This is a genomic window from Halalkalibacillus sediminis (genome assembly GCF_002844535.1).
Taxonomy (GTDB): domain Bacteria; phylum Bacillota; class Bacilli; order Bacillales; family Alkalibacillaceae; genus Halalkalibacillus_A; species Halalkalibacillus_A sediminis.
In genome coordinates this window covers 1,101,955-1,125,661 of sequence record NZ_PJNH01000001.1, presented here as the reverse complement: position 1 = coordinate 1,125,661, position 23,707 = coordinate 1,101,955, and the positions used below count along the sequence as shown (strand labels likewise).

Here is a 23,707-nt window from a genome sequence, read left to right as displayed (position 1 = left end):
TTTTAATTTCTTACATAATTTCAAAATGTATAAGGAGATCTAATAATTTTTCAGTGAAGTTAATTGGTTTCAGTTCGTGAACCACTCGTGATAAAATATAGTTCAATCTAGTTCAAATGGAGGATTCATATGCGACATGTTGTGATTACCGCAGGCACAAAAGGTCTTGGGAAGAAAATGACGGACTATTTTCTAGAACATGGATACAGTGTCACTGCTACATATTTTTCGGACCTGGCTAAAGCTGATCAATTATTAGAAGAGAACCCCAATGATACCGACAGGATCCACATAGAGCAACTAGATGTCCTGGACCCGACACAAATAGAGCGAGTCATTAGTCGTGCTTATCAAAAGTTCGGCCGGATTGATTGTCTTGTTAACAATGCTGGCCCATATATTTTCGAGCGGAAAAAGCTTCATGATTATTCTGATTCGGAATGGAACGAGATGATCCGAGGTAATTTGGATGCCTCTTTTCATATATTAAAAAATGTACTTCCTATTATGAGAAAACAACAGTTTGGAAGACTGGTTTTCCTTGGCTTTCAAGGGGCCAATCATAGTTCTGGTTGGATCTATCGATCAGCATTTGCTGCTGCGAAGGTCGGATTATCATCCTTGTTAAAGTCAGTTGCACTAGAGGAAGCAGAAAACCGTATTACAGCGAACATGGTTGCTCCAGGTAATATTTCTGGAGAAATGAAGGAAGCTAACATTGAGGAAAGTCGAAAGAAGAATTCGACAGAGACTCCTATCGGACGTCCTGGAACAGGGGAAGATATTGCTCGGACGGTTGGATACCTTTGTAAAGATGATTCGGATATGATTACTGGTTCGGTTATTGAGGTTACAGGCGGTTTGGATGTCATTCATAGGCATTTGTAAAGAGCTATTCCCTAATTGGATTTCTAGTGTTATAGTTAAAGCGATTACTTATTTGAGGGTAAATTAATACACATATATATTTTTTGAAATGGGAGGTTTATAACATGAAAATCGGAATACCTAGAGAGATTAAAAACAACGAAAACCGCGTGGCATTAACACCTGCTGGAGTGGTTGCTTTCAAGAGTGCTGGTCATGAAGTATTTGTTGAAACAGAGGCTGGTTTGGGTTCTGGATTTACGGACGAGCAGTACAAAGAAGCGGGGGCGACAATTACCTCTACTGCTAAAGAAACTTGGTCTCAAGAGATGGTCATGAAAGTAAAAGAACCACTTCCGGAAGAATACGATTACTTTTATGAAGGACTTATCTTATTTACCTATCTTCATTTAGCTGCGGAGCCTGAATTGACGAAAGCTCTGATCGATAACAAAGTAGTTGGAATTGCTTATGAAACGGTTCAACTAGACAATGGTTCGCTACCATTATTAACACCGATGAGTGAAGTTGCTGGAAGAATGGCTTCACAGATTGGTGCGCAGTTCCTAGAAAAATCACGTGGAGGAAAAGGTATTCTTCTAGGTGGTATTCCGGGTGTTGCTCGCGGTAATGTAACCGTTATTGGTGGTGGAGTTGTTGGTACGAACGCAGCGAAAATCGCAATGGGTCTTGGAGCAGATGTCACGATTGTCGATTTAAGCCCTGAACGTTTACGCGAACTAGATGATATTTTCGGTACTTCGATCAACACGGTCATGTCTAATCCACTTAATATACACGAAGCAGTGAAAAAATCAGACTTACTGATTGGGGCTGTCCTCATTCCAGGTGCTAAAGCTCCAAAATTAGTAACTGAAGAAATGGTAAAAGATATGCCGGAAGGATCGGTAATTGTAGATGTAGCAATCGACCAAGGTGGGATTGTAGAAACGGTGGATCGTATCACTACTCACGACGCTCCAACATACGACAAGCACGGAGTTGTGCATTATGCGGTTGCTAACATGCCTGGTGCTGTTCCAAGAACATCTACATTGGGACTAACTAATGTTACTGTACCTTATGCAATGCAACTTGCTAATAAAGGCTACAAGAAAGCCGTTAATGACAATGCTCATTTGCGTAAAGGAATCAATACACTTGATGGATATGTCACTTATCAAGCAGTAGCCGATGCCCATCAATTGGATTTCAAAGATCTGAATGAATTATTATAAAATACTAATAAGTTAAACTCCGCAAGGCTTTAAAGCCTATTGCGAAGTTTCTTTTTGAGTGGACATGTTTTAAAAAGGTTGGATTCAGGAATACTAAAGTAAATCCTAAATCAATGGAGTGATACAACATGGGACTATTACGTAAAATCTTTAAATTTGGACCAATCATTTATCCGTTGTTCCGTAAATTCAGAAAAAGAAGAGCGAGAAAAACTTTATAGTATTGAACATAAAAGCTCCCTTGCTTAAGAAATCGCAAGGGAGCTTTCATGTATATTGTATCTCTTTTCTTCTATAAAATGATTAATTCCTTCGGATATTCAGTCAACCGAACAGGACCATCTTCTTCGCTCATGTAAACATCGTCCTCGATTCGGACACCACCAACACCAGGTAGATAAATGCCAGGTTCGATTGTGAATGTCATCCCTTTTCTTAAAGGTAACTGATTATTTGAAGCCATCGAAGGGTATTCGTGAACATCTATTCCAAGCCCATGGCCAATGCGGTGGGTGAAATATTCCCCGTATCCAGCTTCTGTAATAACATTACGTGCAGCTTGATCAATTGAGCCAAGAGGTTCACCGATTTTACATGCATCGAGTCCGGCTAATTCTGCTTCAAGAACTGTTTCGTATATTTTTTTCTGCTCATCTGAAACTTCACCGACAGCGACGGTTCGAGTGATATCTGAACAATATCCTTTATGAACTACCCCTAAGTCCATCAATACAAAGTCACCAGACTGGATCTTTGTAGTGCTAGGATTTCCGTGAGGTGAGGCCGTTTTCTCGCCAGTAAGAACCAGTGTAGAAAAAGACATATGACGAATTCCTTTTTTCTTCAAGGCGTATTCAACTTCAGCAACAATTTCAAGTTCAGTTTTCCCTGGAGCAATGTGTTTAACAGCTGTCTCCACTCCATAGTCGGCAAAGCTTGCTGCTTCTTTTAAAATCTTCAGTTCTTGTTCATCTTTTTGTACACGTATTTGGTTGAGCATTTCTTGTCCATCAGCAAACTGTGCATCTGGCAACAATCCTACCAACCGTTCAAAACGTTCTACATTGAGCTGCCCTTTTTCTACAGCCATAGTTTTGACATTTGCATTTTGATCGTGTAAATATTTTGCGAATATATCCCATGGATCTTCATGGTCGAAATAAGTGAGAGTATCTCCTTGCCAGCCAGCATTCTTCACATCTTCTTTCTCTAATGCTGGAACGATCAACATTTGATTCCCGTTTTGGTCGATGTAGCAAGCAATTAAGCGTTCATGTGCTTCGGCATACAAGTTTGAATAATAAAATACATTTGCTTTAGATGTTAAGAACACTGCATCGACATCGCGTTCCTTCATTGATTCTCGAACTTTTTTTATTCGTTTTTCCATATAAACACTCCTAATATTTGATGACTTTAAGTGTAATCATAACGAAACAAGGGAAATAAATGAACTGTATAGAACTATTTCTATAAAACTTTTTTAGGAGGATGTTTCTATGAATATTTCTTATCACGGTCATTCAGTCGTTCAGGTTCAGGACAACGACAAAAAAATTATTATCGACCCTTTTATTTCAGGAAATGAGTTATGTGACTTAAATGCTGATGAAGTGAAGGCTGATTATATTTTGTTGACACATGGTCATAATGATCATGTTGGAGACACTGAACAGATTGCAAAGAACAATGATGCTCTAATCATTGCACCATTCGAGCTCGCGACCTACTTTGAAAATAAAGGGTTGAACGCACACCCTATGCATATAGGAGGAGCACATACATTTGATTTCGGAACTGTAAAGCTGACTCAAGCTTTTCATGGTTCTGCATTCTTTGAAGATGATGGTTCAATTGTATACACAGGTATGCCAAGTGGAATTCTTCTTACCATCGGTGGTAAAACGGTTTATCACATGGGAGATACAGGTCTGTTTTCAGACATGAAGTTGATTGGTGATCGCAATGATATCGATTTAGCTTTTGTTCCAATCGGGGACAATTTCACAATGGGACCTGAAGACGCACAATTAGCTTGTGAGTGGATTAAAGCCAAGCAGGTAGTACCAATTCACTTTGACACTTTCGATGTAATTAAACAAGATCCTGAATCATTTGTAGATTCGTTACAATCAGGAGTAGGAAAAGTGATGAAACCAGGAGATCAACTATCGTTATAATTCACTCAAAGGGTAGTCCGTCCGGGCTACTCCATTACATAAAATTGAAGCCACTTGTCCGTAAATGTATAATAAACATATCTAAGTAAAAAGAAATAGGTGATTCGTGTGTCCACGAAACATGAACAAATATTGAATTATATAGAATCATTACCAATTGGACAAAAGATTTCTGTCCGGATGATCGCGAAAGATATTAAGGTAAGTGAAGGAACGGCCTACCGAGCGATCAAAGAAGCTGAAAATGTTGGCATCGTAAGCACAATCGAACGTGTCGGAACGATTAGAATCGAAAAAAAGAAAAAAGAAAATTTCGAGAAGCTGACATTTGCTGAAATCGTGAACATAGTCGATGGACAGGTATTAGGTGGACGTAGTGGCTTACATAAGATGTTGAGCAAATTCGTTATCGGTGCCATGCAGTTAGAAGATATGATGCGATATACAGAAAAAGGATCACTCTTAATTGTAGGTAACCGTGTAAAAGCTCAGGAGAAGGCTTTGAACGAAGGTGCAGCAATATTAATTACAGGCGGGTTTGATGCTTCTGACAAAGTCAAAGCACTCGCAGATCAATACGAACTTCCTGTAATTTCCTGTACTTATGACACATTCACCGTTGCCACAATGATCAACCGAGCCATTTACGACCAGTTAATTAAGAAAGATATCATTATCGTAGATGATATCTACACACCATTCAGTGAAACTTATGTATTGAATGAAACAGATACGCTTTCCAAATGGTATGACTTCAATTCTGAGACTAAGCACAGTCGATATCCTGTCATCGACAGTGAAAATCGTGTGGTTGGAATCGTCACATCCAAAGATGTTATTGGTAAAAGTAGAGAAAGTAAAATCGAGAAATTGATGACGAAGCAACCGATTACTGTTAAACCTAATACATCATTAGCTAGTGCAGCACATACTATGGTGTGGCAAGGGATAGAATTGCTTCCTGTTGTGGATGAACAAATGATTTTCCAAGGCGTCATTACGAGACAGGATGTTATTAAAGGTCTTCAAAGTAATCAACGCCAACCACAAATTGGAGAAACGATTGATGATATTGTTCAAAGTCAATTGACCTATGATGAGTTGGAACAACATTTCATGACTGAAGTCACGCCTCAAATGACGAATCAATTAGGTGCGTTATCGTATGGGGTTTTCGCGTCTTTCGTAACTGAAGTTTGTAATCAAACACTGAAACAAGAAAAAACAGGTGACATGGTTATCGAAAATTTATCGATATACTACATGAAACCTGTTCAGATTGGTAGTTCATTATCAATTAAGCCTGAAGTGTTGGAACTCGGACGTAAATTTGCGAAGGTGGACGTCGAAGTATCTTCAGGTGAGGAACTTGTAGGTAAAGCGATGGTTATGACTCAGTTTATTGATCGCTAACCTTTAATAGTTCATTCCGGAAATGCTTAAACAATTTATAACCATACACAATTTGCGCTATTCCGAGGATCAGGAATACAATCCCGATAAAAAGTGCTAACTGTGTTTCGTAAAATACGTATTGATTAATACCAAAAGCAGATATGAAAGTTCCGAGAGCCATCCGTGCTTTGGCATTAGTATAATGCATTTTCACTGGTTCTTTCTCGTTTAATATCCTAACCTTGAAAAAGACATATAAAATAAAAGATATAACTATAATTGATATAAAAAATGGCACAATTGATACTCCCTTCAATACTCAGATGGGTTAATTGTAACGACCACGCAGAAAAATATCTAGCATAAATGTAAAGAAAGGAAGCTAATTCATGAAAAGTTCAATAATAGATACAATAGAAAAATACGAGACAATCATCATCCATAGACATGAAAGACCTGATCCGGATGCTTATGGTTCTCAAGCAGGCTTGGGTGAAATGATCAAGAACACATATCCAGAAAAGAAGGTGCTTTTAGCAGGGGAAGAAGATGAATCACTGAATTTCCTGGCTCGATTAGATGATATTTCAGATAGTGAATTTGAAGGTGCATTGATTATCGTATGCGATACAGCAAACAAAGAGCGAATCTGTGACCAAAGATATGTCAAGGGTGATCTAGTGATTAAGATTGATCACCATCCGAACCGCGAACCTTATGGAGATTTGATGTGGGTAGATCCTGAGGCTTCTTCAGCAAGTGAAATGATTTATGAACTGTATTTAGAAGGCCGTAAACAGGGCTGGGAATTGAGTGATGAAAGTGCTCGGCTACTATATGCGGGTATCGTTGCTGATACTGGACGATTTTTGTATCCCAGTACTACTGAAAGAACGTTTAATGCAGCAAAAGAATTATCACAGTTTAAATTCGATCGATCAGAGCTATACGAAAATATGTATAAAATCCCGTTGAATGTAGCTAAATTCAAAGGAGTATTATTACAAGAGTTAATTCCTCGCGAAAGTGGCTTAGCTGTGTTCAAGATTACAAAGGAGATGCTAGAAAAATATGAATTGACTGCTGATGAAACACAAGCTTTTGTTGGCATTGCAGGTGATATAGAAGGAATCGTAGCTTGGGTGTTTTTTGTAGAAGAAGACGATGTCATACGCGTTCGTTTAAGGTCCCAGGGTCCTGTCATCAATGATGTTGCATTCCAGTTCAATGGTGGGGGGCATCCGCTCGCCTCAGGCGCAAAGGTGTATTCTTGGGATGAAACTGAAAAAATGATTGAAGCACTTGATCAAGTTTGTTTGGATTTTGAGCAAAAAGAATAGAAGATAATAAAAAATAACCTCCCACTAATTGTGGAAGGTTATTTTACTGGGATGAACCAATATCCGTTCTCTGTATTGTCGATATGGATGTCTAATTTTTGTGAAGTTATTCTACGTTTAATCATTCGGCTGAGTTCTTCTGTTTCTGCATAAGCAGAATAGCCGTTTTTCAAGCGGTTCAACTTTTGATCTGCTAATTCCCTTTTTTGTAAAACAAGCATGAACTTCACCCCTTTAAAACATTTTTACTTTCTACTTATATTGTACCCGATTAAAGTTGGATTTATAGGCTTTTGACATAACTTTCGAAAATTAGACAAATTTAATTAGTCGTATCAATATTCAAAGAAATTGTCATAGTGGTCGACAATGTCATGTGTACCACTTCCATTTGATAGTTGATATCGTTTAAAGGGTAAGTTTTGTTTTCTATCGTTCTAATTAATAGCTCCTTTTGGTCATGTACAGACTGAATGCTTCTGCCGATGACTGGCTGTACCTGGGCTTGAACTTTCTCATTCAAACGGAGCAAAGTGATACGGTCTAACTTAAGTTCAGTAGCATTCAACCATTCTATCTCAACTTTTTGTATGGTAAACTTTTTTTCATTCTCCTCACTTAGGTCATCTTTGTCTTGTTTCAATAGTTCATTTTCGTTTTGTACTTCACTCAGTTCATTTCTGAGGGTAAGATTTTCTTCAATCCACCTTTCAGTATGAACCCCGTACATATAGATAAAAATCATGTAACCGATAATCGTACCAGCGAAAATCCCTATGAAAAAAGCTTGCCATGTTTTTTTCTTGTAGTATGGTGGAAAGTGCATCAGGTGATTTCCCCTCTGGTAATCCAGCTGATTAGAATGATGGCAGCTTTCACACCGCCCATCGCGGCGATAATCAATGTGATCTGTTTAATCAATTCTACTGAGGATGCATCCAAAATGCCTTTTTCGAACGTCGATATGGCGTCAAAGGTTCCACCTATAGCTGCTACAATCGCCCAAATGCGTAACTTTTTAGCGGTAATCAACAATTCGGAAATTGGTGGATCACCAGTTATATATGCACTCAGGCTTCCAAATAAGGCACCGCCTGCAAGGACGCCAAACGAAATGAAAAAGCATTTAATAATCGCTGCAAAAAAACGTTCTTCCATAAAATATCCCTCATCTGCAAGCCTGTCTCTTGTTGTATCCTATGAAAGTCCAACAATTTATATGCTGATGATTTCAAGTTGATAGAACCTTCGATATAATAGAATTAGAATTGTTCATTTGGAACAGAAAAGGTGTGATGAACGTGGGTTATGTTCATTTACAAGTACATAGTAGTTATACACTCTTAGAGAGCACGATTGATATAGATTCCTATGTTGAAAAGGCGGCAGAAGAAGGGCTTAATGAGATTGCCCTTACAGATCACGAGAACCTGCATGGCGCCTATCAATTTTATAAAAAATGCATTGCCAAACATATTAAACCGATTATCGGCATGACAATCGACTTTTTTGTTGAAGATGAAAAACGCCCTTGTCGGATGACTTTGCTAGCAAAAAACTGGATTGGTTATCAAGGATTGGTCCAGCTTTCCAATTCTGTGCAAGTTAATAACAAACAATTAAGATTGGAAGACTTCAAGGCATTTCGCCATGATGTGCTTCCAATCTTGAACATTTACGATACTTTTCTAGAGGAAATGTTGTTTTTACAACAGGAGGAAGTGCCTTATAGTGTTTTTGAACAAATGGATTCTGTATTTGAGCAATGGTACATAAACGTGGAGCCATTGCGGATCAATTCAACGCAAACAAATGAGTGGTTGAATGGATTGACACAAAATCGAAGAGACCAATTGGTTGTCACATGCGATGTACGCTATTTAAAAGAAGATCACAAGAGCGCATATGAAGCGATGTTGGCGATGAAAAAAACATCGACAGTTGAAGCGGTGGCGACAGAAACAAACTCAGCAACACATTTATTGAGCGTTGATGAATTGAATAATCGAATAGATGGCGACTGGTTTAATGAATGTGAACGATCTGCAATGCTAGCAAATCAATGTCAGATAGAGTTCCCAAGGCAGTGGTTTTCACTCCCAACATTCGAGCAGCAAAAGTATGATTCTTCGGATGAACAACTTGAAGCACTCTGTAATAAACAGATTGATCATAAGTATAAGAATAATCATGCTGAAGCAAAGCAGAGGCTGGAGTATGAGTTATCTGTTATCCAAAACATGAAGTTCTCTGATTACTTTTTAATTGTTTGGGACATTATCCGTTACGCTAAGCAACAGAAGATTATGGTCGGTCCAGGAAGAGGTTCAGCTGCAGGTTCGATTGTGGCCTATTTACTCGACATAATTGAAGTAGATCCTTTGAAGCATGAACTACTATTCGAACGTTTTTTGAATCCTGAAAGAACATCCATGCCGGATATCGACATTGATTTCGCTGATTATCGTAGAGATGAAATCATTCGTTACGTCAACGAAAAATACGATGCCGGGAGAGCAGCCCAAATCATTACTTTCGGGACTTTCCAAGCAAGATCTACAATAAGAGAATTAAGTAAAGTCTTCCAAATAGATTCTGACACAGTCAATCAGCTACTGAAATTCTTACCTCAGCAAGTCACCTCGTTGAAAAAGGTGGTGAAGGAGTCCGAAGAATTAAAAACTTACGTTAAGAAATCCAATCAATTGATCAAGTTATTTCAAGCTGCTTTTGTAATTGAAGGCCTCCCAAGACACCATTCGACTCATGCAGCGGGAGTAGTCATTGGTGATAAACCGATGACCGATCGTGTTCCAATGATTCAAGGCCAAGATGGTGTTCTGTTGACTCAATTCCCAATGAAAGATTTAGAATCGATCGGGCTATTGAAAATGGATTTTCTCGGTTTGCGTAACTTAACTTTACTAGAACGCATGATGAAACAGATTGGGGAAAGAGAAGGAATCTATATCAATTTAAAAGATATCGATCAAAATGATGAAAAGTCGTTCCAGTTACTGAGAAATAGTTTAACAACTGGGGTCTTTCAATTAGAATCGAACGGTATGCAACGTGTCTTACGACTAGTTCAGCCGAACCAATTCGAAGATATTGTGGCGGTCAATGCTTTGTTTCGTCCAGGCCCTATGCAGTTCATAGAGACTTATGCAAAAAGGAAAAATGGCCGGGAAAAGGTAAAATATATCCACCAAAGCCTTGAGCCAATTTTAAAAGATACTTATGGAGTACTGGTTTATCAGGAACAGGTCATGCAAGTGGTTAGTAAGATGGCAGGGTTCAGTTATGGAGAGGCTGACCTATTGCGAAGAGCGATCAGTAAGAAGGATCTTCCAGCCATCCAACAGATGAAGCGCAAGTTTATTGACGGGGCCATACAAAATGATTATCAACAAGAGACAGCCCAGGAAATTTTCGATTGGATCGAACGATTTGCGGATTACGGTTTTAATAAAAGTCACGCAGTTGCTTATTCAATGATTTCGTATCAATTAGCTTACTTCAAAGCTAACTTTCCAGCCTATTTCTATGCAGAGTTGATGTCTTCAGTCATGCATGATCATGAAAAATTATATCGCTATATTCAAGAAGCTAAGCGTCAGGGGATTAAGATATTACCGCCATCAGTGAATGAAAGTTTCGGTAAGTTTACGGTATCGAATAATCAACACATTCGTTTTGGACTACTTGCAATCAAAGGATTCGGTAGACAATCGCTTGATGAAATCATTAAAGCGAGAAAACCGAAACCTTTTGAAAGTATATTCGATTTTTGTCAGCGTGTTTCATTATCCGCTGTCAATCAGTCTACGATTGAGACACTGGTGATAGCAGGTGCATTTGATGAAACGAACCGAAATCGAGCACAAGTATTGGCGTCGATTATGCAAGCTATAGAACAAGGCGAATTGTTCTCAGATATGGATCAACAAATCTCATGGGATAGGGAACTTTTTAATATTGAAGTCGAGTATACAGATGTTGAGCCATTCCCTATTCTCAAAGAATTACAAATGGAGCAACAAGTGCTCGGGTTTACATTGAGCGATCACCCCCTTTCTCATGTGCGACGAGCTTTGACACGAAAAGGGATGCAAACAATTGCTCAAGCGTTTACCGTTCAAATTAAGAAGACGATTCAAATGGTCAGTTCCATTGATTCGATTAAATCAATAAGAACGAAACGTGGAGAACAGATGGCTTTCGTTACACTCCAAGATGAAACAGGAGATATCGATGGGGTCATCTTCCCGGATGTACACAGGGAAATTGGTCGTTGGATCGAAGAAGGATTAATCGTACAAGTGAAAGGAACAATTGAAGAACGGAATGATAAACGACAATTGATTTTAAAGGAAGTAAGCAATTTTTCGATTGAAGATCTCCCAAAAACCAACGATCAACAAATTTTCATCAAGTTGACGGAAGGTAATGAAAAAGATGGAGTGGCTCAATTACGAGATTTAAGCTCTCAGTACCCAGGGGGAACGAAGGTGGTTGTCTATTCACCCACCCAAAAGAAAAGCTATCAGTTGTCTGAGTCCTATGATCTTGAGTTGACTTCTGAAAACTTAGAATCACTTAGGGATATTTTCCAAGATGATCATGTGGTAGTGAAAAGTATTCAAAAATAATGAATCTCTTTACACAAATAGCGGTTCTGTTATAATAAATTAGGTCAGTGGTCTGACCATTTTTTATACGTGTTTATTCAAAAAATTGGCTTTGTTATTGGATATAGAAAAAAAGCGAGACTCCTGCGGGTCGACTAAGTTCGGTCACGTCCTGTGACCAACGTCGACACTAGCACTTCCTGTCCGTCGGAAAAGCAACAGTTGAAGACCCCACAGAAAGCATAGCTTTCGAGGAGGCTGAGGCGTTGCCCGTGGAAAGCGAGCTATTTTTCTGTATCAACACCAAATTTTTATGAAGCTAATATATTATAAATCTTGATTAATAAAATTGATGACATAACAGACCAGGAATTTTAAAATGAATCAAATGAACTTATATTTTAAAAATTATACTTAAGATGAATAAAAAAGGAGAGGTATATGTGGCTAGTCTAAGAGAAGAAGCGTTACACATACATCAAGTCAATAAAGGAAAGCTCGCTACACACTCCAAAGTTCCAATCACGAATTCAAAGGATTTAAGCTTAGCTTATTCTCCAGGAGTAGCTGAACCTTGTAAAGCTATATACGATAATAAAGAAGCTGTCTGGGATTATACAATGAAGGGGAACATGGTCGCTGTAGTAACGGACGGATCAGCTGTTCTTGGTCTTGGAAATATCGGTGCTGAAGCTTCCCTACCCGTAATGGAAGGAAAGTCAGCTCTTTTTAAAGGATTTGCTGGAGTAGATTCCTTCCCGATTGCACTAGGTACAAATGATGTTGATGAAATTGTTCGTACGGTTAAATTGATGGAGCCGACATTCGGTGGGGTCAATTTGGAAGATATCGCAGCTCCGAATTGTTTTATTATCGAAGAGCGTTTGAAGAAAGAAACAAGTATTCCAATATTCCATGACGATCAACACGGAACTGCTATTGTTACAGTTGCAGGCTTGATCAATGCATTGAAATTATCAGGTAAGTCTTTTTCAGATATAAAAGTAGTAGCTAATGGAGCTGGTGCAGCTGGAATCGCAATCATCAAATTATTATATAGTTTCGGTGTTCGTGATATCGTAATGTGTGACTCCCGAGGGGCAATATTTGAAGGTCGTTCATACGGTATGAATGAGGTAAAAGATGAAATAGCTAAAATGACAAATAAAGATAAAGAAGAAGGCTCTTTAGCAGAAGTCATGTCAGGTTCTGATGTTTTCATTGGTGTATCTGTAGGAGGCCTGCTATCTAAGGAAATGGTCGAGAGCATGAACGATGACCCGATAATTTTTGCGATGGCAAACCCTGATCCTGAAATCATGCCAGATGACGCTAAGGAAGCGGGTGCGAAAGTGATAGGTACAGGACGTTCTGACTTCCCAAACCAAGTTAATAACGTATTAGCCTTCCCAGGAATCTTCCGTGGAGCATTAGATGTAAGGGCAACGAGAATTAATGAAAAGATGAAGGTAGCAGCAGCGGAGGCAATAGCAGGCTTAGTAAGTGAAGACAAGCTTTCGGTAGATTATGTGATTCCTGACCCATTCGATTCTAGAGTAGCCCCTGCAGTAGCAGCTGCAGTAGCAAAAGCTGCTATGGAATCTGGTGTGGCACGTATCAATGTGGATCCAGAGGAAGTTAAAAGAAAGACCGAGCAATTAACTTCTATTGATGAATCATCCAAATAAAGGATGCTAGAGGTGTCAATGATGACCAACCAATCAAAAATGAAAGTCTATCAAGAAGTGCTCGAGCAAATAAGAATTTTCATCGAAGAGAATGAATTATCTGAAGGAGATCGATTACCTTCCGAACGTGAGTTAGCAGAACAACTGAATGCTGGTCGATCTTCAGTTCGAGAAGCTTTGAGAGCTATTGAATTATTGGGGTTAATTGAGACCAAACATGGTGAGGGAACCTTTCTGAAAACTTACCGACCATATCATTCGGTGGAATTGTTAGCAACATTTGTTCTAAGAGAATCAAATACTAAGAGTGAACTAGTTGAAGTTAAAAGCATGTTGGAGCAGCAAGGGATTTTAAAGACTGCTGGTGTTTTGACATCAAGCGATTTAGATTCTATGGTACACGACCTCAAGGAATGCGACAGTCAACCAGAATATCTGCATACTTGCTTTTTTATGAACATTTTTGAGAAGACAGAGAATCGTTTGTTGTTAAAAATATGGCACTTGGTTGATGGGTTTTTCCAAACGAAATTTGATGTTGATAAAAACCCTCATTTCTACAAGGAAATGATAGAGCTATTGAGACACGGAGAGACCGTGCAAGCGATGGAAAAAGTTGAGCACTTATATGAGAGGTAAATTTACTCTTAAATTCTGACAAGCTTTGCATATGTAATGTTTTATAGTAAGAGGGTCAATGGCCGAAGGAGGAATTTGCTTGCTAAAAGATATTTTTCAAAAGAAGAGAAAATATGCCACTGTTTCAAAACAAGAAGAGCGGGAAGATGTTCCTGAAGGAATGATGATCAAATGTCCGTCTTGCCGAAAAATATATTATCGCAGGGAACTGGAGAAGAATTTAATGACTTGTCCGAACTGTGATCATCATCATCAAATGTCTGCTCATGAGCGCATAGAGTGTCTATTTGATGAAGGGTCTTTCGAAGAGTGGAATGAAGGGATGATCTCAGAGAACCCCTTAGAATTTCCCGATTATACTGATAAGTTAGAGAAAGATCGAAAGAAAACAGGCATTAATGAAGCGGTAGTTACTGGAAGAGGTACAATTGACGGTTTACCTACTGCCATTGCTGTCATGGATGCCAGGTTCCGTATGGGAAGTATGGGTTCTGTTGTTGGTGAGAAGATATCAGCTGCTATTGAACAGGCTCAAGAAGAACGTTTACCAATCATCATTTTCACCGCTTCCGGTGGAGCAAGGATGCAAGAGGGAGTCCTAAGTTTGATGCAGATGTCCAAAACGTCTGTAGCTTTAGAAAGATTCAGCCGTGCGGGTGGATTATATATTTCTTTCATGACTCATCCTACTACTGGAGGGGTATCTGCTAGCTTTGCATCACTAGGCGACATCAACTTTGCTGAACCTCAGGCTCTTATAGGCTTTGCTGGTCGGAGAATCATTGAGCAGACCATTCGTGAAAAACTCCCGGATGATTTCCAAACTGCTGAATTTTTAATGAAGCATGGACAGCTAGACAAAGTGGTTCACCGAAAAGATATGAAACAAACATTGTATCAAGTGTTAGATATTCACCAAGCGGGAGGTGGACAGGCATGAAGCATGTTCTCCCATTTGAGAAGCCTGTTGTTGAATTAAGAGAAAAGATTTCAGAACTTCATAAATTCACTGATGATAGTGATGTGGATCTCTCTGAGGAAATCGCAAACCTTGAACAGAGGCTGGTTCATTTAGAGAAAGAAGTCTATGGTAATATGTCTCCTTGGGATCGTGTCCAAATGGCACGTCACCCACTGAGACCAACGACCCTTGATTATATTGAACACTTATTTTCTAATTTCATGGAGTTGCATGGGGATCGAAACTATGGAGATGATGAAGCGATTGTAGGTGGGATTGCTAAGTTTGAAGGTGTCCCAGTAACTGTAATTGGTCATCAGCGAGGGAAAGATACGAAAGAAAACCTTAAACGTAACTTCGGAATGCCTCACCCTGAAGGGTATCGTAAGGCGTTGCGTTTGATGGAACAAGCTGAGAAGTTCAATCGACCGATTATCACTTTCATAGATACGAAAGGTGCCTATCCAGGAAAAGCAGCTGAAGAACGTGGTCAAAGTGAAGCAATCGCTAGAAATCTACGTGAAATGGCAGGCTTAACTGTTCCTATCATTTGTATTGTAATCGGTGAAGGCGGTAGCGGTGGAGCACTTGGTATAAGTGTTGGAGATCGTTTATTTATGCTGGAGAATTCAACTTATTCCGTCATATCACCTGAAGGCGCAGCTGCATTACTTTGGAAAGATTCTACATTGGCACAAAAAGCTGCCGAAACAATGAAGATTACATCATATGATTTGGAAGAATTAGGAGTTATAGATGCCGTTATCGACGAAATTCAAGGTGGAGCACATCGTGATATTGAATCTCAGTCTACCAAGATCAAAGAAGCAATTCGAACATCGATTGACGAACTTAGTCCAATGTCTGAGGAAAAGCTATTGGATGCTAGGTGGGAAAAGTACCAAAAAATCGGTGCGGTGACTTCAATTGTGAAAAATGAGGGTTAAGGAAAGAGGGGCTGTTGACTCAGCTCCTTTTTATATTCGTACGTTAATATCTTTGCATGGCTTTTATACAACGTTTGATTTAAAATGAAACATACAAATGGAACAATGAAGCATGTATCGAGGTGAATGGAATGAAACGAATAGGAATTTTAACTAGTGGTGGAGACGCTCCAGGAATGAACGCGGCAGTTCGTTCAGTCGTACGTAGTTGTGTTTACAATGGAGTAGAAGTTTACGGAATTTATTACGGATACCAAGGTTTAATCGAAGGCCAGATTAAAAAATTAACGATCGGCTCTGTAGGGGATATTATTCAACGTGGTGGAACAATGCTTTATTCATCCCGTTCAGAGGAATTCAAGACTGAAGAAGGTAGAAAAAAAGCTATAAATCAATTGAAACAACATGAGATTGATGGATTAGTTGTTATCGGAGGGGACGGAACCTTCCGAGGTGCGATGAAATTAACAGAGGATGGTTTTCCTTGCATTGGAGTACCAGGCACAATCGATAATGATATTCCGGGCACAGATTTTACAATCGGGTTTGACACAGCGCTTAACACAGTCATCCATTCGGTGGATAAGATACGAGACACGGCCACATCCCACGAGCGAATATATGTCATCGAAGTCATGGGAAGGGATGCTGGTGATCTTGCACTTTGGGCTGGACTAGCAGCAGGGGCAGAAAGTATCCTTATCCCTGAAGTAGAATCTGATTTTGATGATGTAGTAGAAAAAATCAGACGAGGTCATGATCGAGGTAAGCGTCATAGCATCATTCTACTTGCTGAAGGTGTCGGGAGTGCTGTGGATTATGCGGATCGAATCAATGAAAAGCTCAATGTACAAACACGTTACACCGTACTTGGACATGTTCAACGAGGAGGTTCGCCGACTGCAAATGACCGTGTACTAGCCAGTCGCCTCGGAGCTTATGCAGTTGATTTGTTAATATCAGGTGAACAAGGTCGTATGGTTGGGATTGAACAGAATAAACTCGTTCATCACAATATTATTGAAATACTTAACAAGAAGAATCATATCGATACTGGTGTTTATGAATTGTCGAATCAGTTATCGATCTAAAGGTGAAACTAGGTTTGAGGAGGTATTTTAAATGAAAAAAACTAAAATAGTATGTACCATTGGCCCTGCCTCAGAAACGGTAGATACGCTAAAAGAAATAATAAAATCAGGAATGAATGTAGCACGCTTGAACTTCTCTCATGGCAATTTCGATGAGCACCGACAACGAATTGCGAACATTCGTCAGGCTGCTGATGAATTGAATGCAAATATCGGTATCATGCTAGATACAAAAGGACCTGAAATACGTACAGGCTTTTTCAAAGAGGAAGAGGTAGAGTTGAAGAAAGGTTCAACCGTCTACCTTGCAATGGAAGAAGTTGAAGGGACGAGTGAACGTTTTTCAGTCAGCTATGAAGGGCTGGTAGATGATGTCGAGCCTGGTAAACAAATCTTACTTGATGATGGCTTAATCTCTTTAGAGGTTAAAGAAATCGATAAGAATAAGCGTGAGATTAAAACAGAAGTGCTGAATACAGGTATAATCAAGAACCGAAAAGGTGTGAACGTTCCTAATGTCAGTGTAAATTTACCTGGTATTACTGAAAAAGATGCGAATGATATTGTTTTTGGAATTGAACAAGGAGTAGATTACATCGCAGCTTCTTTCGTAAGAAGAACATCTGATGTTTTGGAAATACGTGAACTACTTGAAAAACATAGCGCTGAACATATCAAAATCATTCCTAAAATAGAAAATCGTGAAGGCGTAGAAAATATTGAGCAAATTGTTAGTGTCAGTGACGGAATCATGGTTGCACGTGGAGATCTAGGTGTGGAAATACCACCAGAAGAAGTACCTCTTGTACAAAAACGTTTGATCCGTGCTTGTAACTTAGCAGCGAAGCCAGTTATAACTGCTACTCAAATGTTAGATTCCATGCATCATAATCCACGCCCGACAAGAGCAGAGGCAAGTGATGTTGCAAATGCGATTTATGATGGAACAGATGCGATCATGTTATCAGGTGAAACAGCTGCCGGGGACTACCCTGTCGAAGCAGTTCAGACGATGCACAATATCGCTGTATATACGGAACAGACGTTGGACGACTATTTCATGTCCCATAATCATAAAGAAGAAGCTGGATTAACGATACCAAATGCGATCAGTCATTCAGTAGCTGACTTAGCTAAGAGTCTAGAGGTCAAATCCATCATTACACCAACTGAAAGCGGACATACTGCGCGTATGATTTCAAAATTCCGCCCTCAGTCTCCAGTCATCGCTGTTACTTCACACCCTCATGTTAATCGTCAGTTAAGTCTAGTATGGGGTGTTCATGCAACTATGGGTAACACAGTAGCCTCAACAGACGAAATGTTAGCTCTTGCAGTTGAAAAAGGACTTGATACTGGATTGATTGAACATGGAGACCGGGTAGTAATAACTGCGGGTGTTCCTGTGGGTGAGAGTGGATCAACGAATTTGATCAAGGTCCATGTAGTTGGAAATATTGTTGCTAGAGGACAAGGTATTGGTAAAGTTGGAACAGCAGGTAAAGCTATCGTAACAAATGATGTTGAAAAATTAGAACACGACTTTCAAGAAGGAGATATCTTGGTAACGCATAGCACGGACCGTGATATGATGCCGTGGGTCGAAAAAGCTTCAGGGGTAATTACTGAAGAAGGCGGTTTGACGAGTCATGCTGCAGTCGTGGGAATAAATCTAGGAATACCAGTAATCGTAGGAACGAATGATGCAACAAAACTAATTCAAAATGGTGAAGAAATCACCATCGATCCTTCTAACGGAATAGTCTACCAAGGTCGTACAAATGTCATATAATTATTCTCGGGGGATTTCAATTGTTTAGAATCCTATTTATCTTAATCATCGTTGTTTCAGCAATAGAAATAGCCATATTTGTAAGCCTAGGAAACGCATTCAATGTCTGGATTGTGCTCTTCGGTATTATATTGACAGGACTTGCAGGAGCATTTTTGGCTAAACAACAAGGGCTCGGAACGTTAAATCGGGCACGATTTGAAATGTCTAACAGCAGAGTGCCAACAGAAGAGATTTTCGATGGTATCGCTATTTTGGTCGGGGCAGTATTGTTGTTTACACCAGGGTTTCTGACAGATACTATTGGTTTTCTGCTGCTGATCCCACCTACAAGACGTCCTGCTAAACAGTGGGCGAAAAAGACTGTACAGAATATGGTAAAAAGCGGCAAGATTACTGTTTTCAGAAGATAATTAATGGGTCATTGAGGTTCGGTAAATACTGAATCTCAATGACTTTTTTAGGTTATTAGAATCAATGAGTGGGTTTTCAATGAGTGGGTTTTGCCTTCAAAACTTTTAGTCGAGGATCGCCTAATTACTTCAATATATACTTTTTAATATGGGAAAACCCACCACTTTTCAAAAATGCGCCACTCAGCATGAGGATAAACGGTGTAACTAACACTCCTGTTGGTCCGAAAACCTTCAGCGTTATGAAAATTCCAACGACTAATGCTAGAGGATGAATGCCAATTGAGCCACCAATTAAACGTGGCTCAATCAAGTTCCTGACAATAACAACAAAAATATATAATGAACATAATTGGATTGTCATCAGGTGGTCTTGTGCGATCAAAGTATAAATAATCCAAGGGAAAAATAGTAGTCCAATACCAATAACGGGGATTAAATCAAATAAAATTGCTAGAAATGTAATGGTGATTACGTGGTTCGTGTTGATGATTTGTAATGTGATAAATATCAAAAAAGCTGTAATCGTTGCTATTAATACTTGTGAAGCTACATATTTTTTGAACATCACATAAATATTATTTTTCCATAGTAAGAGACTATCACGGAAAGAAGAAGGTATATGAACAGATAATTTGCTAAGCCAAGTAGGACCATCTTTTAGTAAGAAAAATGTACTGATTAGTATGAAAAGACTATAATAGCCTCCTCTTAAGATTGCTGTTAACCAAGTGATCACTTGGTGAGAGAGATTGGCTACCGTGTCCTCACTTGTACTTTTAAAATGTTCAAGCAATGCATCTATAATAGATGCCACTAAATTTTTAGATTGAGGGTCAAATTGTTCGGCTGTGTGATCCATCCATTCGGACCATTTAGAGAACAAGCTAGACTGAAAAGATTGAATTTTGATAGTCAGCTGTTCAATCAAGTGGGGTAAAAGTGTAGAAATATTTTGCAACCAATGAAAAGTTTCTATAAGCACCAAACTTGAAATCGAAAGAAATGTAAGAGTGAAACTTAATATAACAATAACGATAGCTAAGTTTTTCGGTAAATGCAGAAAATGTTCAGTAACTTTGACTAAAGGATGAAGTACCAGGGCCAGTAAAATGCTGATAGCAAAAGGGAACAAATGAGTAAAAAATAGATAGCAAATAAATATTAAAATTAATAACAATGAAATTAGTTTAGCAAGATTGGTATAATGAATTTGAGTATTCACAAGCATTTCCTTTCCGCTAACCATTTCCGATTGAGGGTGAATATATGTTTTCAATGTCTACATTGTTTTTATTGATATTATTAGGATTAGGCTACATTGCAAAAAACCAAGCGATCTTAATCGCGGTATATATTTTGTTAGGAATCAAGTTACTGAGGTTAGATGATAAACTCTTTCCTTTACTTGATTCGAAGGGGATATTTATCGGGGTGGTAGTCATCACTGTGGCGGTGCTTGTTCCAATCGCAACTGGTGAAATAGGTTTTGCTGAGCTTTATAATAGTATCAAGTCCTATTACGGGTGGATCGCTCTAATAGCTGGTATGTTTGTTGCTTATATCGCTAAAGACGGATTAGTTCTATTAGCTAATGATCCTCATTTGACAGCGGCACTGATCATCGGCACGATTCTAGCAGTGGTTTTTTTCCAAGGTGTAGCAGTCGGCCCATTGATAGGAGCGGGGATTGCATACATGGTTATGAAGCTTGTTGATTCGGTTCTCGGGATTTTCACCTAACGAATCGTTAGTTTAATCATCATCAAATGGGGAATATATATTAATGCTTATGCAAATGGGACAACTTATATGAGTGGTCCCATTTTTAAGCGTGTAAGATGAAAAACTTGTGAGGAAAATGGGTAATTTCATCAAAAACATTGGTGAATAGCTATTTTTTTCAGATAAAAAATTTCACTTTACTACAAATTTTGTTTATAATGGTCTGTGGGATGAAGACTAGGATTTTAACTAGTTAATGGTGTGTACATACACTGTTTGAAGACACAGATCAGTTATTTAGAAAAGGAGCGATAATAAATGTCAAACACTAAAGGACTCGAAAACATTGTTGCAACTGAATCATCCATCAGTTCTATTATTGATGACCAGTTAACTTATGTTGGCTTTGAAATTGATGATTTAGCTGAGAATTCAAGCTTTGAAGAAGTTATCTTTCTTTTATGGAACAAAAAGTTGCCTACAAAAGATGAGTTAGATGACTTTAAAAATGGACTAGCAGACCAAATGGCCGTTCCTCAGGGAATCATAGATCATCTAAAGTCTTATGATCTAAGCACGGTTCACCCAATGGCTGCATTACGTACGGCTGTTTCTATGTTAGGACTTTATGATGAAGAAGCAGATGAAATGAACGAAGAAGCGAATCGCAGAAAAGCTCTAAGCTTACAAGCAAAAATTGCTACGATCGTAACTGCATTCGGGCGCATCCGAAATGGTAAGGATCCTGTTCAACCTAAAAAAGAACTTGGCTTTGCTGCTAACTTCTTGTATATGTTAAACGGTGAAGAACCTAAGGATGTTGAGATTGAAGCATTCAACAAAGCATTAGTTCTCCACGCTGACCATGAATTAAATGCGTCTACCTTCACTGCTCGTGTATGTGTAGCAACACTATCTGATGTGTATTCTGGTGTTACTGCAGCAATCGGAGCACTTAAAGGTCCACTTCACGGTGGTGCCAACGAGCGAGTGATGGCGATGCTATCTGAGATCGGTGATGAAGATAAAGCAATCGACTATATCAATGATAAATTTGAGAAAAAAGAAAAGATTATGGGGATGGGACACCGTGTTTATCAAAACGGAGACCCACGCGCAAAACACTTGCGTGAAATGTCTCGCCAATTGACTGAAATCACTGGTGAATCAAAGTGGTACAACATGTCAGTCAAAATTGAAGACTATATCAAGGAACACAAAGGTCTTCCTGCAAACGTCGACTTCTATTCAGCGTCTGTTTACCACAGCTTAGGAATCGACCATGACTTATTCACTCCAATTTTCGCAACAAGTCGTGTGTCAGGTTGGTTAGCGCATATTCTTGAGCAATATGCAGACAACCGTCTGATCCGACCTCGTGCGGAATATGTTGGTCCTAACAAGCAGAAATATGTACCAATGGATCAACGCTAATAGGTTCTATTAATTAAAATAAACACTTACACAATAGCCGGGAAACCGGCTATTGTGATGTAAATTATACTTAGGAGGTAATGAAATTGACACAAGGTGAAAAAATTACAGTTGAAAATGGACAGATGAATGTCCCTAATCACGCAATTATCCCATTCATTGAAGGTGACGGAACTGGTCCAGATATCTGGGCAGCAGCCTCTCGTGTACTTCAAGCAGCAGTAGACAAAGCTTATAACGGTGAAAAGAGTATCGTTTGGAAAGAAGTATTAGCAGGTCAGAAAGCTTACGATAAAACAGGTGAATGGTTACCAGCTGAAACTTTAGATACGATCCGTGACTATAAAGTAGCTATCAAAGGACCTTTAACAACTCCAATCGGGGGTGGAATCCGTTCATTGAACGTAGCACTTCGCCAGGAATTGGATCTATTCACTTGCCTACGTCCTGTACGCCACTTCACTGGTGTTCCATCCCCAGTTAAGCGTCCAGAAGATGTGGACATGCAAATCTTCCGTGAAAATACAGAAGATATTTATGCGGGTGTTGAGTGGCAAGAAGGTTCTGATGAAGTTAAGAAAGTTATCAAGTTTTTACAAGACGAAATGGGTGTTAAGAATATCCGTTTCCCTGAAACTTCAGGAATTGGTGTAAAACCTGTATCTAAAGAAGGTACGGAGCGCTTAGTCCGTTCGGCAATTGACTACGCGATCGAAGAAGGCAAGAAGAGTGTAACTCTAGTTCATAAAGGAAACATCATGAAGTTCACTGAGGGTGCATTCAAAGCTTGGGGTTACGATTTAGCAGAACGTGAATATGGAGATAAAGTCTTTACTTGGAAAGAATACGATCAAATTGTTGAAGAAAAAGGTAGAGAAGCAGCAGATAAGGCTCAAAGTGAAGCAGAAGATGCTGGAAGAATTATCGTAAAAGATGCTATTGCTGACATCTTCCTACAACAAATTTTAACTCGTCCGAAAGAATTCGATGTAGTTGCAACAATGAACTTGAACGGCGACTATGTATCTGACGCATTAGCTGCACAGGTTGGTGGGATCGGTATTGCACCAGGAGCGAACATTAACCAAGAAACTGGTCACGCGATCTTTGAAGCCACACACGGTACTGCACCAAAATATGCAGGTATGGACAAAGTAAACCCATCATCTGTTATTTTATCTGGTACATTGATGCTTGATCATTTAGGCTGGAGAGAAGCTAGTGAATTGATCTCTAAATCAATGGACAAGACTATCGGAAGCAAAGTTGTAACATATGACTTCGCTCGTTTGATGGACGGTGCAAGAGAAGTTAAGTGTTCTGAGTTTGCAGATGAACTAATTAAAAATATGGGCTAATTAATACA

Annotated in this window: 22 protein-coding genes; 16 read left to right on the top strand and 6 right to left on the bottom strand. The window is 39.1% G+C overall.

The window, feature by feature from the left end:
* Positions 1-129: 129 nt before the first annotated feature.
* The gene (locus CEY16_RS05965) at positions 130-888 is read left to right on the top strand and encodes an SDR family oxidoreductase (protein ID WP_101331028.1); all 759 of its coding nucleotides are present in this window, start codon (positions 130-132) and stop codon (positions 886-888) included.
* 104 nt (positions 889-992) lie between these two features.
* On the top strand, positions 993-2,105 hold the full coding sequence (ald, locus tag CEY16_RS05960; RefSeq protein ID WP_101331027.1) for an alanine dehydrogenase: 1,113 nt from the start codon (positions 993-995) through the stop codon (positions 2,103-2,105).
* A 292-nt stretch (positions 2,106-2,397) separates the two neighbouring features.
* Here the strand turns inward: ald and CEY16_RS05955 are convergent, their stop codons facing one another.
* A complete protein-coding gene (locus CEY16_RS05955; RefSeq protein WP_101331026.1) occupies positions 2,398-3,495 on the bottom strand; it encodes a M24 family metallopeptidase in 1,098 nt (365 codons plus the stop codon).
* A 109-nt stretch (positions 3,496-3,604) separates the two neighbouring features.
* Between CEY16_RS05955 and CEY16_RS05950 the strand changes: the two genes are divergently transcribed.
* Positions 3,605-4,285: a metal-dependent hydrolase gene (locus tag CEY16_RS05950; RefSeq protein ID WP_101331025.1), complete on the top strand. Its 681-nt coding sequence runs from the start codon at positions 3,605-3,607 to the stop codon at positions 4,283-4,285.
* A 108-nt stretch (positions 4,286-4,393) separates the two neighbouring features.
* Positions 4,394-5,698 carry a DRTGG domain-containing protein gene (locus CEY16_RS05945; RefSeq protein WP_202908600.1) on the top strand — a complete coding sequence of 435 codons (1,305 nt, stop codon included), beginning with the start codon at positions 4,394-4,396 and terminating at the stop codon, positions 5,696-5,698.
* On the opposite strand, the gene CEY16_RS05940 is transcribed toward CEY16_RS05945, so the two are convergent.
* Positions 5,685-5,978, bottom strand: a complete 294-nt coding sequence (locus CEY16_RS05940; protein ID WP_101331024.1) for a YtpI family protein — start codon at positions 5,976-5,978, stop codon at positions 5,685-5,687. The genes CEY16_RS05945 and CEY16_RS05940 overlap by 14 nt on opposite strands.
* 91 nt (positions 5,979-6,069) lie before the next feature.
* On the opposite strand from CEY16_RS05940, the gene CEY16_RS05935 reads away from it, so the two are divergent.
* Entirely contained in the window at positions 6,070-7,020 is a 951-nt protein-coding gene (locus tag CEY16_RS05935) for a DHH family phosphoesterase (protein ID WP_101331023.1), read from the top strand.
* A 38-nt stretch (positions 7,021-7,058) separates the two neighbouring features.
* Here CEY16_RS05935 and CEY16_RS05930 read toward each other — a convergent pair whose 3' ends face one another.
* From CEY16_RS05930 to CEY16_RS05920, 3 genes are all read right to left on the bottom strand, one after another.
* The gene (locus tag CEY16_RS05930) at positions 7,059-7,241 is read right to left on the bottom strand and encodes a YtzJ family protein (protein ID WP_101331022.1); all 183 of its coding nucleotides are present in this window, start codon (positions 7,239-7,241) and stop codon (positions 7,059-7,061) included.
* Between the two features lie 101 nt (positions 7,242-7,342).
* Positions 7,343-7,846: a sporulation membrane protein YtrI gene (gene ytrI / locus CEY16_RS05925; protein ID WP_101331021.1), complete on the bottom strand. Its 504-nt coding sequence runs from the start codon at positions 7,844-7,846 to the stop codon at positions 7,343-7,345.
* Positions 7,846-8,178: a YtrH family sporulation protein gene (locus CEY16_RS05920; protein WP_101331020.1), complete on the bottom strand. Its 333-nt coding sequence runs from the start codon at positions 8,176-8,178 to the stop codon at positions 7,846-7,848. The genes ytrI and CEY16_RS05920 overlap by 1 nt, the downstream gene beginning before the upstream one ends.
* 143 nt (positions 8,179-8,321) lie before the next feature.
* On the opposite strand from CEY16_RS05920, the gene dnaE reads away from it, so the two are divergent.
* The 8 genes from dnaE to CEY16_RS05880 all read left to right on the top strand — a co-directional run bounded on the left by dnaE (position 8,322) and on the right by CEY16_RS05880 (position 19,182).
* On the top strand, positions 8,322-11,672 hold the full coding sequence (gene dnaE / locus CEY16_RS05915; RefSeq protein WP_162297871.1) for a DNA polymerase III subunit alpha: 3,351 nt from the start codon (positions 8,322-8,324) through the stop codon (positions 11,670-11,672).
* Positions 11,673-12,094: 422 nt separating this feature from the next.
* Complete coding sequence (gene ystJ, locus CEY16_RS05910) at positions 12,095-13,339, top strand: NADP-dependent malic enzyme (RefSeq protein WP_238378764.1); 1,245 nt, start codon at positions 12,095-12,097, stop codon at positions 13,337-13,339.
* Between the two features lie 21 nt (positions 13,340-13,360).
* Entirely contained in the window at positions 13,361-13,978 is a 618-nt protein-coding gene (locus tag CEY16_RS05905) for a FadR/GntR family transcriptional regulator (protein WP_101331017.1), read from the top strand.
* 79 nt (positions 13,979-14,057) lie between these two features.
* Positions 14,058-14,918, top strand: coding sequence for an acetyl-CoA carboxylase, carboxyltransferase subunit beta (accD, locus tag CEY16_RS05900; protein WP_101331016.1), 861 nt, complete (start codon positions 14,058-14,060; stop codon positions 14,916-14,918).
* A complete protein-coding gene (gene accA, locus CEY16_RS05895; RefSeq protein ID WP_101331015.1) occupies positions 14,915-15,886 on the top strand; it encodes an acetyl-CoA carboxylase carboxyl transferase subunit alpha in 972 nt (323 codons plus the stop codon). The genes accD and accA overlap by 4 nt, the downstream gene beginning before the upstream one ends.
* A gap of 131 nt (positions 15,887-16,017) precedes the next feature.
* Positions 16,018-16,977, top strand: coding sequence for a 6-phosphofructokinase (pfkA, locus tag CEY16_RS05890; RefSeq protein WP_101331014.1), 960 nt, complete (start codon positions 16,018-16,020; stop codon positions 16,975-16,977).
* A gap of 31 nt (positions 16,978-17,008) precedes the next feature.
* On the top strand, positions 17,009-18,769 hold the full coding sequence (gene pyk, locus CEY16_RS05885; RefSeq protein WP_101331013.1) for a pyruvate kinase: 1,761 nt from the start codon (positions 17,009-17,011) through the stop codon (positions 18,767-18,769).
* Positions 18,770-18,789: 20 nt separating this feature from the next.
* The gene (locus CEY16_RS05880; protein ID WP_101331012.1) at positions 18,790-19,182 is read left to right on the top strand and encodes an FxsA family protein; all 393 of its coding nucleotides are present in this window, start codon (positions 18,790-18,792) and stop codon (positions 19,180-19,182) included.
* Between the two features lie 124 nt (positions 19,183-19,306).
* Here the strand turns inward: CEY16_RS05880 and CEY16_RS05875 are convergent, their stop codons facing one another.
* Positions 19,307-20,407 (bottom strand): AI-2E family transporter, encoded by a 1,101-nt coding sequence (locus CEY16_RS05875; protein WP_162297870.1) that lies wholly within the window; start codon positions 20,405-20,407, stop codon positions 19,307-19,309.
* A 44-nt stretch (positions 20,408-20,451) separates the two neighbouring features.
* Between CEY16_RS05875 and CEY16_RS05870 the strand changes: the two genes are divergently transcribed.
* The 3 genes from CEY16_RS05870 to icd all read left to right on the top strand — a co-directional run bounded on the left by CEY16_RS05870 (position 20,452) and on the right by icd (position 23,699).
* Positions 20,452-20,925, top strand: a complete 474-nt coding sequence (locus tag CEY16_RS05870; protein WP_101331010.1) for a DUF441 domain-containing protein — start codon at positions 20,452-20,454, stop codon at positions 20,923-20,925.
* Positions 20,926-21,225: 300 nt separating this feature from the next.
* Positions 21,226-22,341 carry a citrate synthase gene (citZ, locus tag CEY16_RS05865; RefSeq protein ID WP_101331009.1) on the top strand — a complete coding sequence of 372 codons (1,116 nt, stop codon included), beginning with the start codon at positions 21,226-21,228 and terminating at the stop codon, positions 22,339-22,341.
* A gap of 86 nt (positions 22,342-22,427) precedes the next feature.
* On the top strand, positions 22,428-23,699 hold the full coding sequence (gene icd / locus CEY16_RS05860; protein ID WP_101331008.1) for an NADP-dependent isocitrate dehydrogenase: 1,272 nt from the start codon (positions 22,428-22,430) through the stop codon (positions 23,697-23,699).
* Positions 23,700-23,707: the final 8 nt, after the last annotated feature.

Bases quoted from the DNA above. Each gene is read 5' to 3' on its own strand.
- CEY16_RS05905 (WP_101331017.1), top strand. From the start codon at position 13,361: ATGACCAACCAATCAAAAATGAAAGTCTATCAAGAAGTGCTCGAGCAA.
- CEY16_RS05870 (WP_101331010.1), top strand. From the start codon at position 20,452: ATGTTTTCAATGTCTACATTGTTTTTATTGATATTATTAGGATTAGGC.
- accA (WP_101331015.1), top strand. From the start codon at position 14,915: ATGAAGCATGTTCTCCCATTTGAGAAGCCTGTTGTTGAATTAAGAGAA.
- ytrI (WP_101331021.1), bottom strand. From the start codon at position 7,846: ATGCACTTTCCACCATACTACAAGAAAAAAACATGGCAAGCTTTTTTC.
- CEY16_RS05965 (WP_101331028.1), top strand. From the start codon at position 130: ATGCGACATGTTGTGATTACCGCAGGCACAAAAGGTCTTGGGAAGAAA.
- CEY16_RS05930 (WP_101331022.1), bottom strand. From the start codon at position 7,241: ATGCTTGTTTTACAAAAAAGGGAATTAGCAGATCAAAAGTTGAACCGC.
- citZ (WP_101331009.1), top strand. From the start codon at position 21,226: ATGTCAAACACTAAAGGACTCGAAAACATTGTTGCAACTGAATCATCC.
- ald (WP_101331027.1), top strand. From the start codon at position 993: ATGAAAATCGGAATACCTAGAGAGATTAAAAACAACGAAAACCGCGTG.
- pyk (WP_101331013.1), top strand. From the start codon at position 17,009: ATGAAAAAAACTAAAATAGTATGTACCATTGGCCCTGCCTCAGAAACG.
- CEY16_RS05920 (WP_101331020.1), bottom strand. From the start codon at position 8,178: ATGGAAGAACGTTTTTTTGCAGCGATTATTAAATGCTTTTTCATTTCG.
- CEY16_RS05935 (WP_101331023.1), top strand. From the start codon at position 6,070: ATGAAAAGTTCAATAATAGATACAATAGAAAAATACGAGACAATCATC.
- CEY16_RS05950 (WP_101331025.1), top strand. From the start codon at position 3,605: ATGAATATTTCTTATCACGGTCATTCAGTCGTTCAGGTTCAGGACAAC.
- CEY16_RS05955 (WP_101331026.1), bottom strand. From the start codon at position 3,495: ATGGAAAAACGAATAAAAAAAGTTCGAGAATCAATGAAGGAACGCGAT.
- pfkA (WP_101331014.1), top strand. From the start codon at position 16,018: ATGAAACGAATAGGAATTTTAACTAGTGGTGGAGACGCTCCAGGAATG.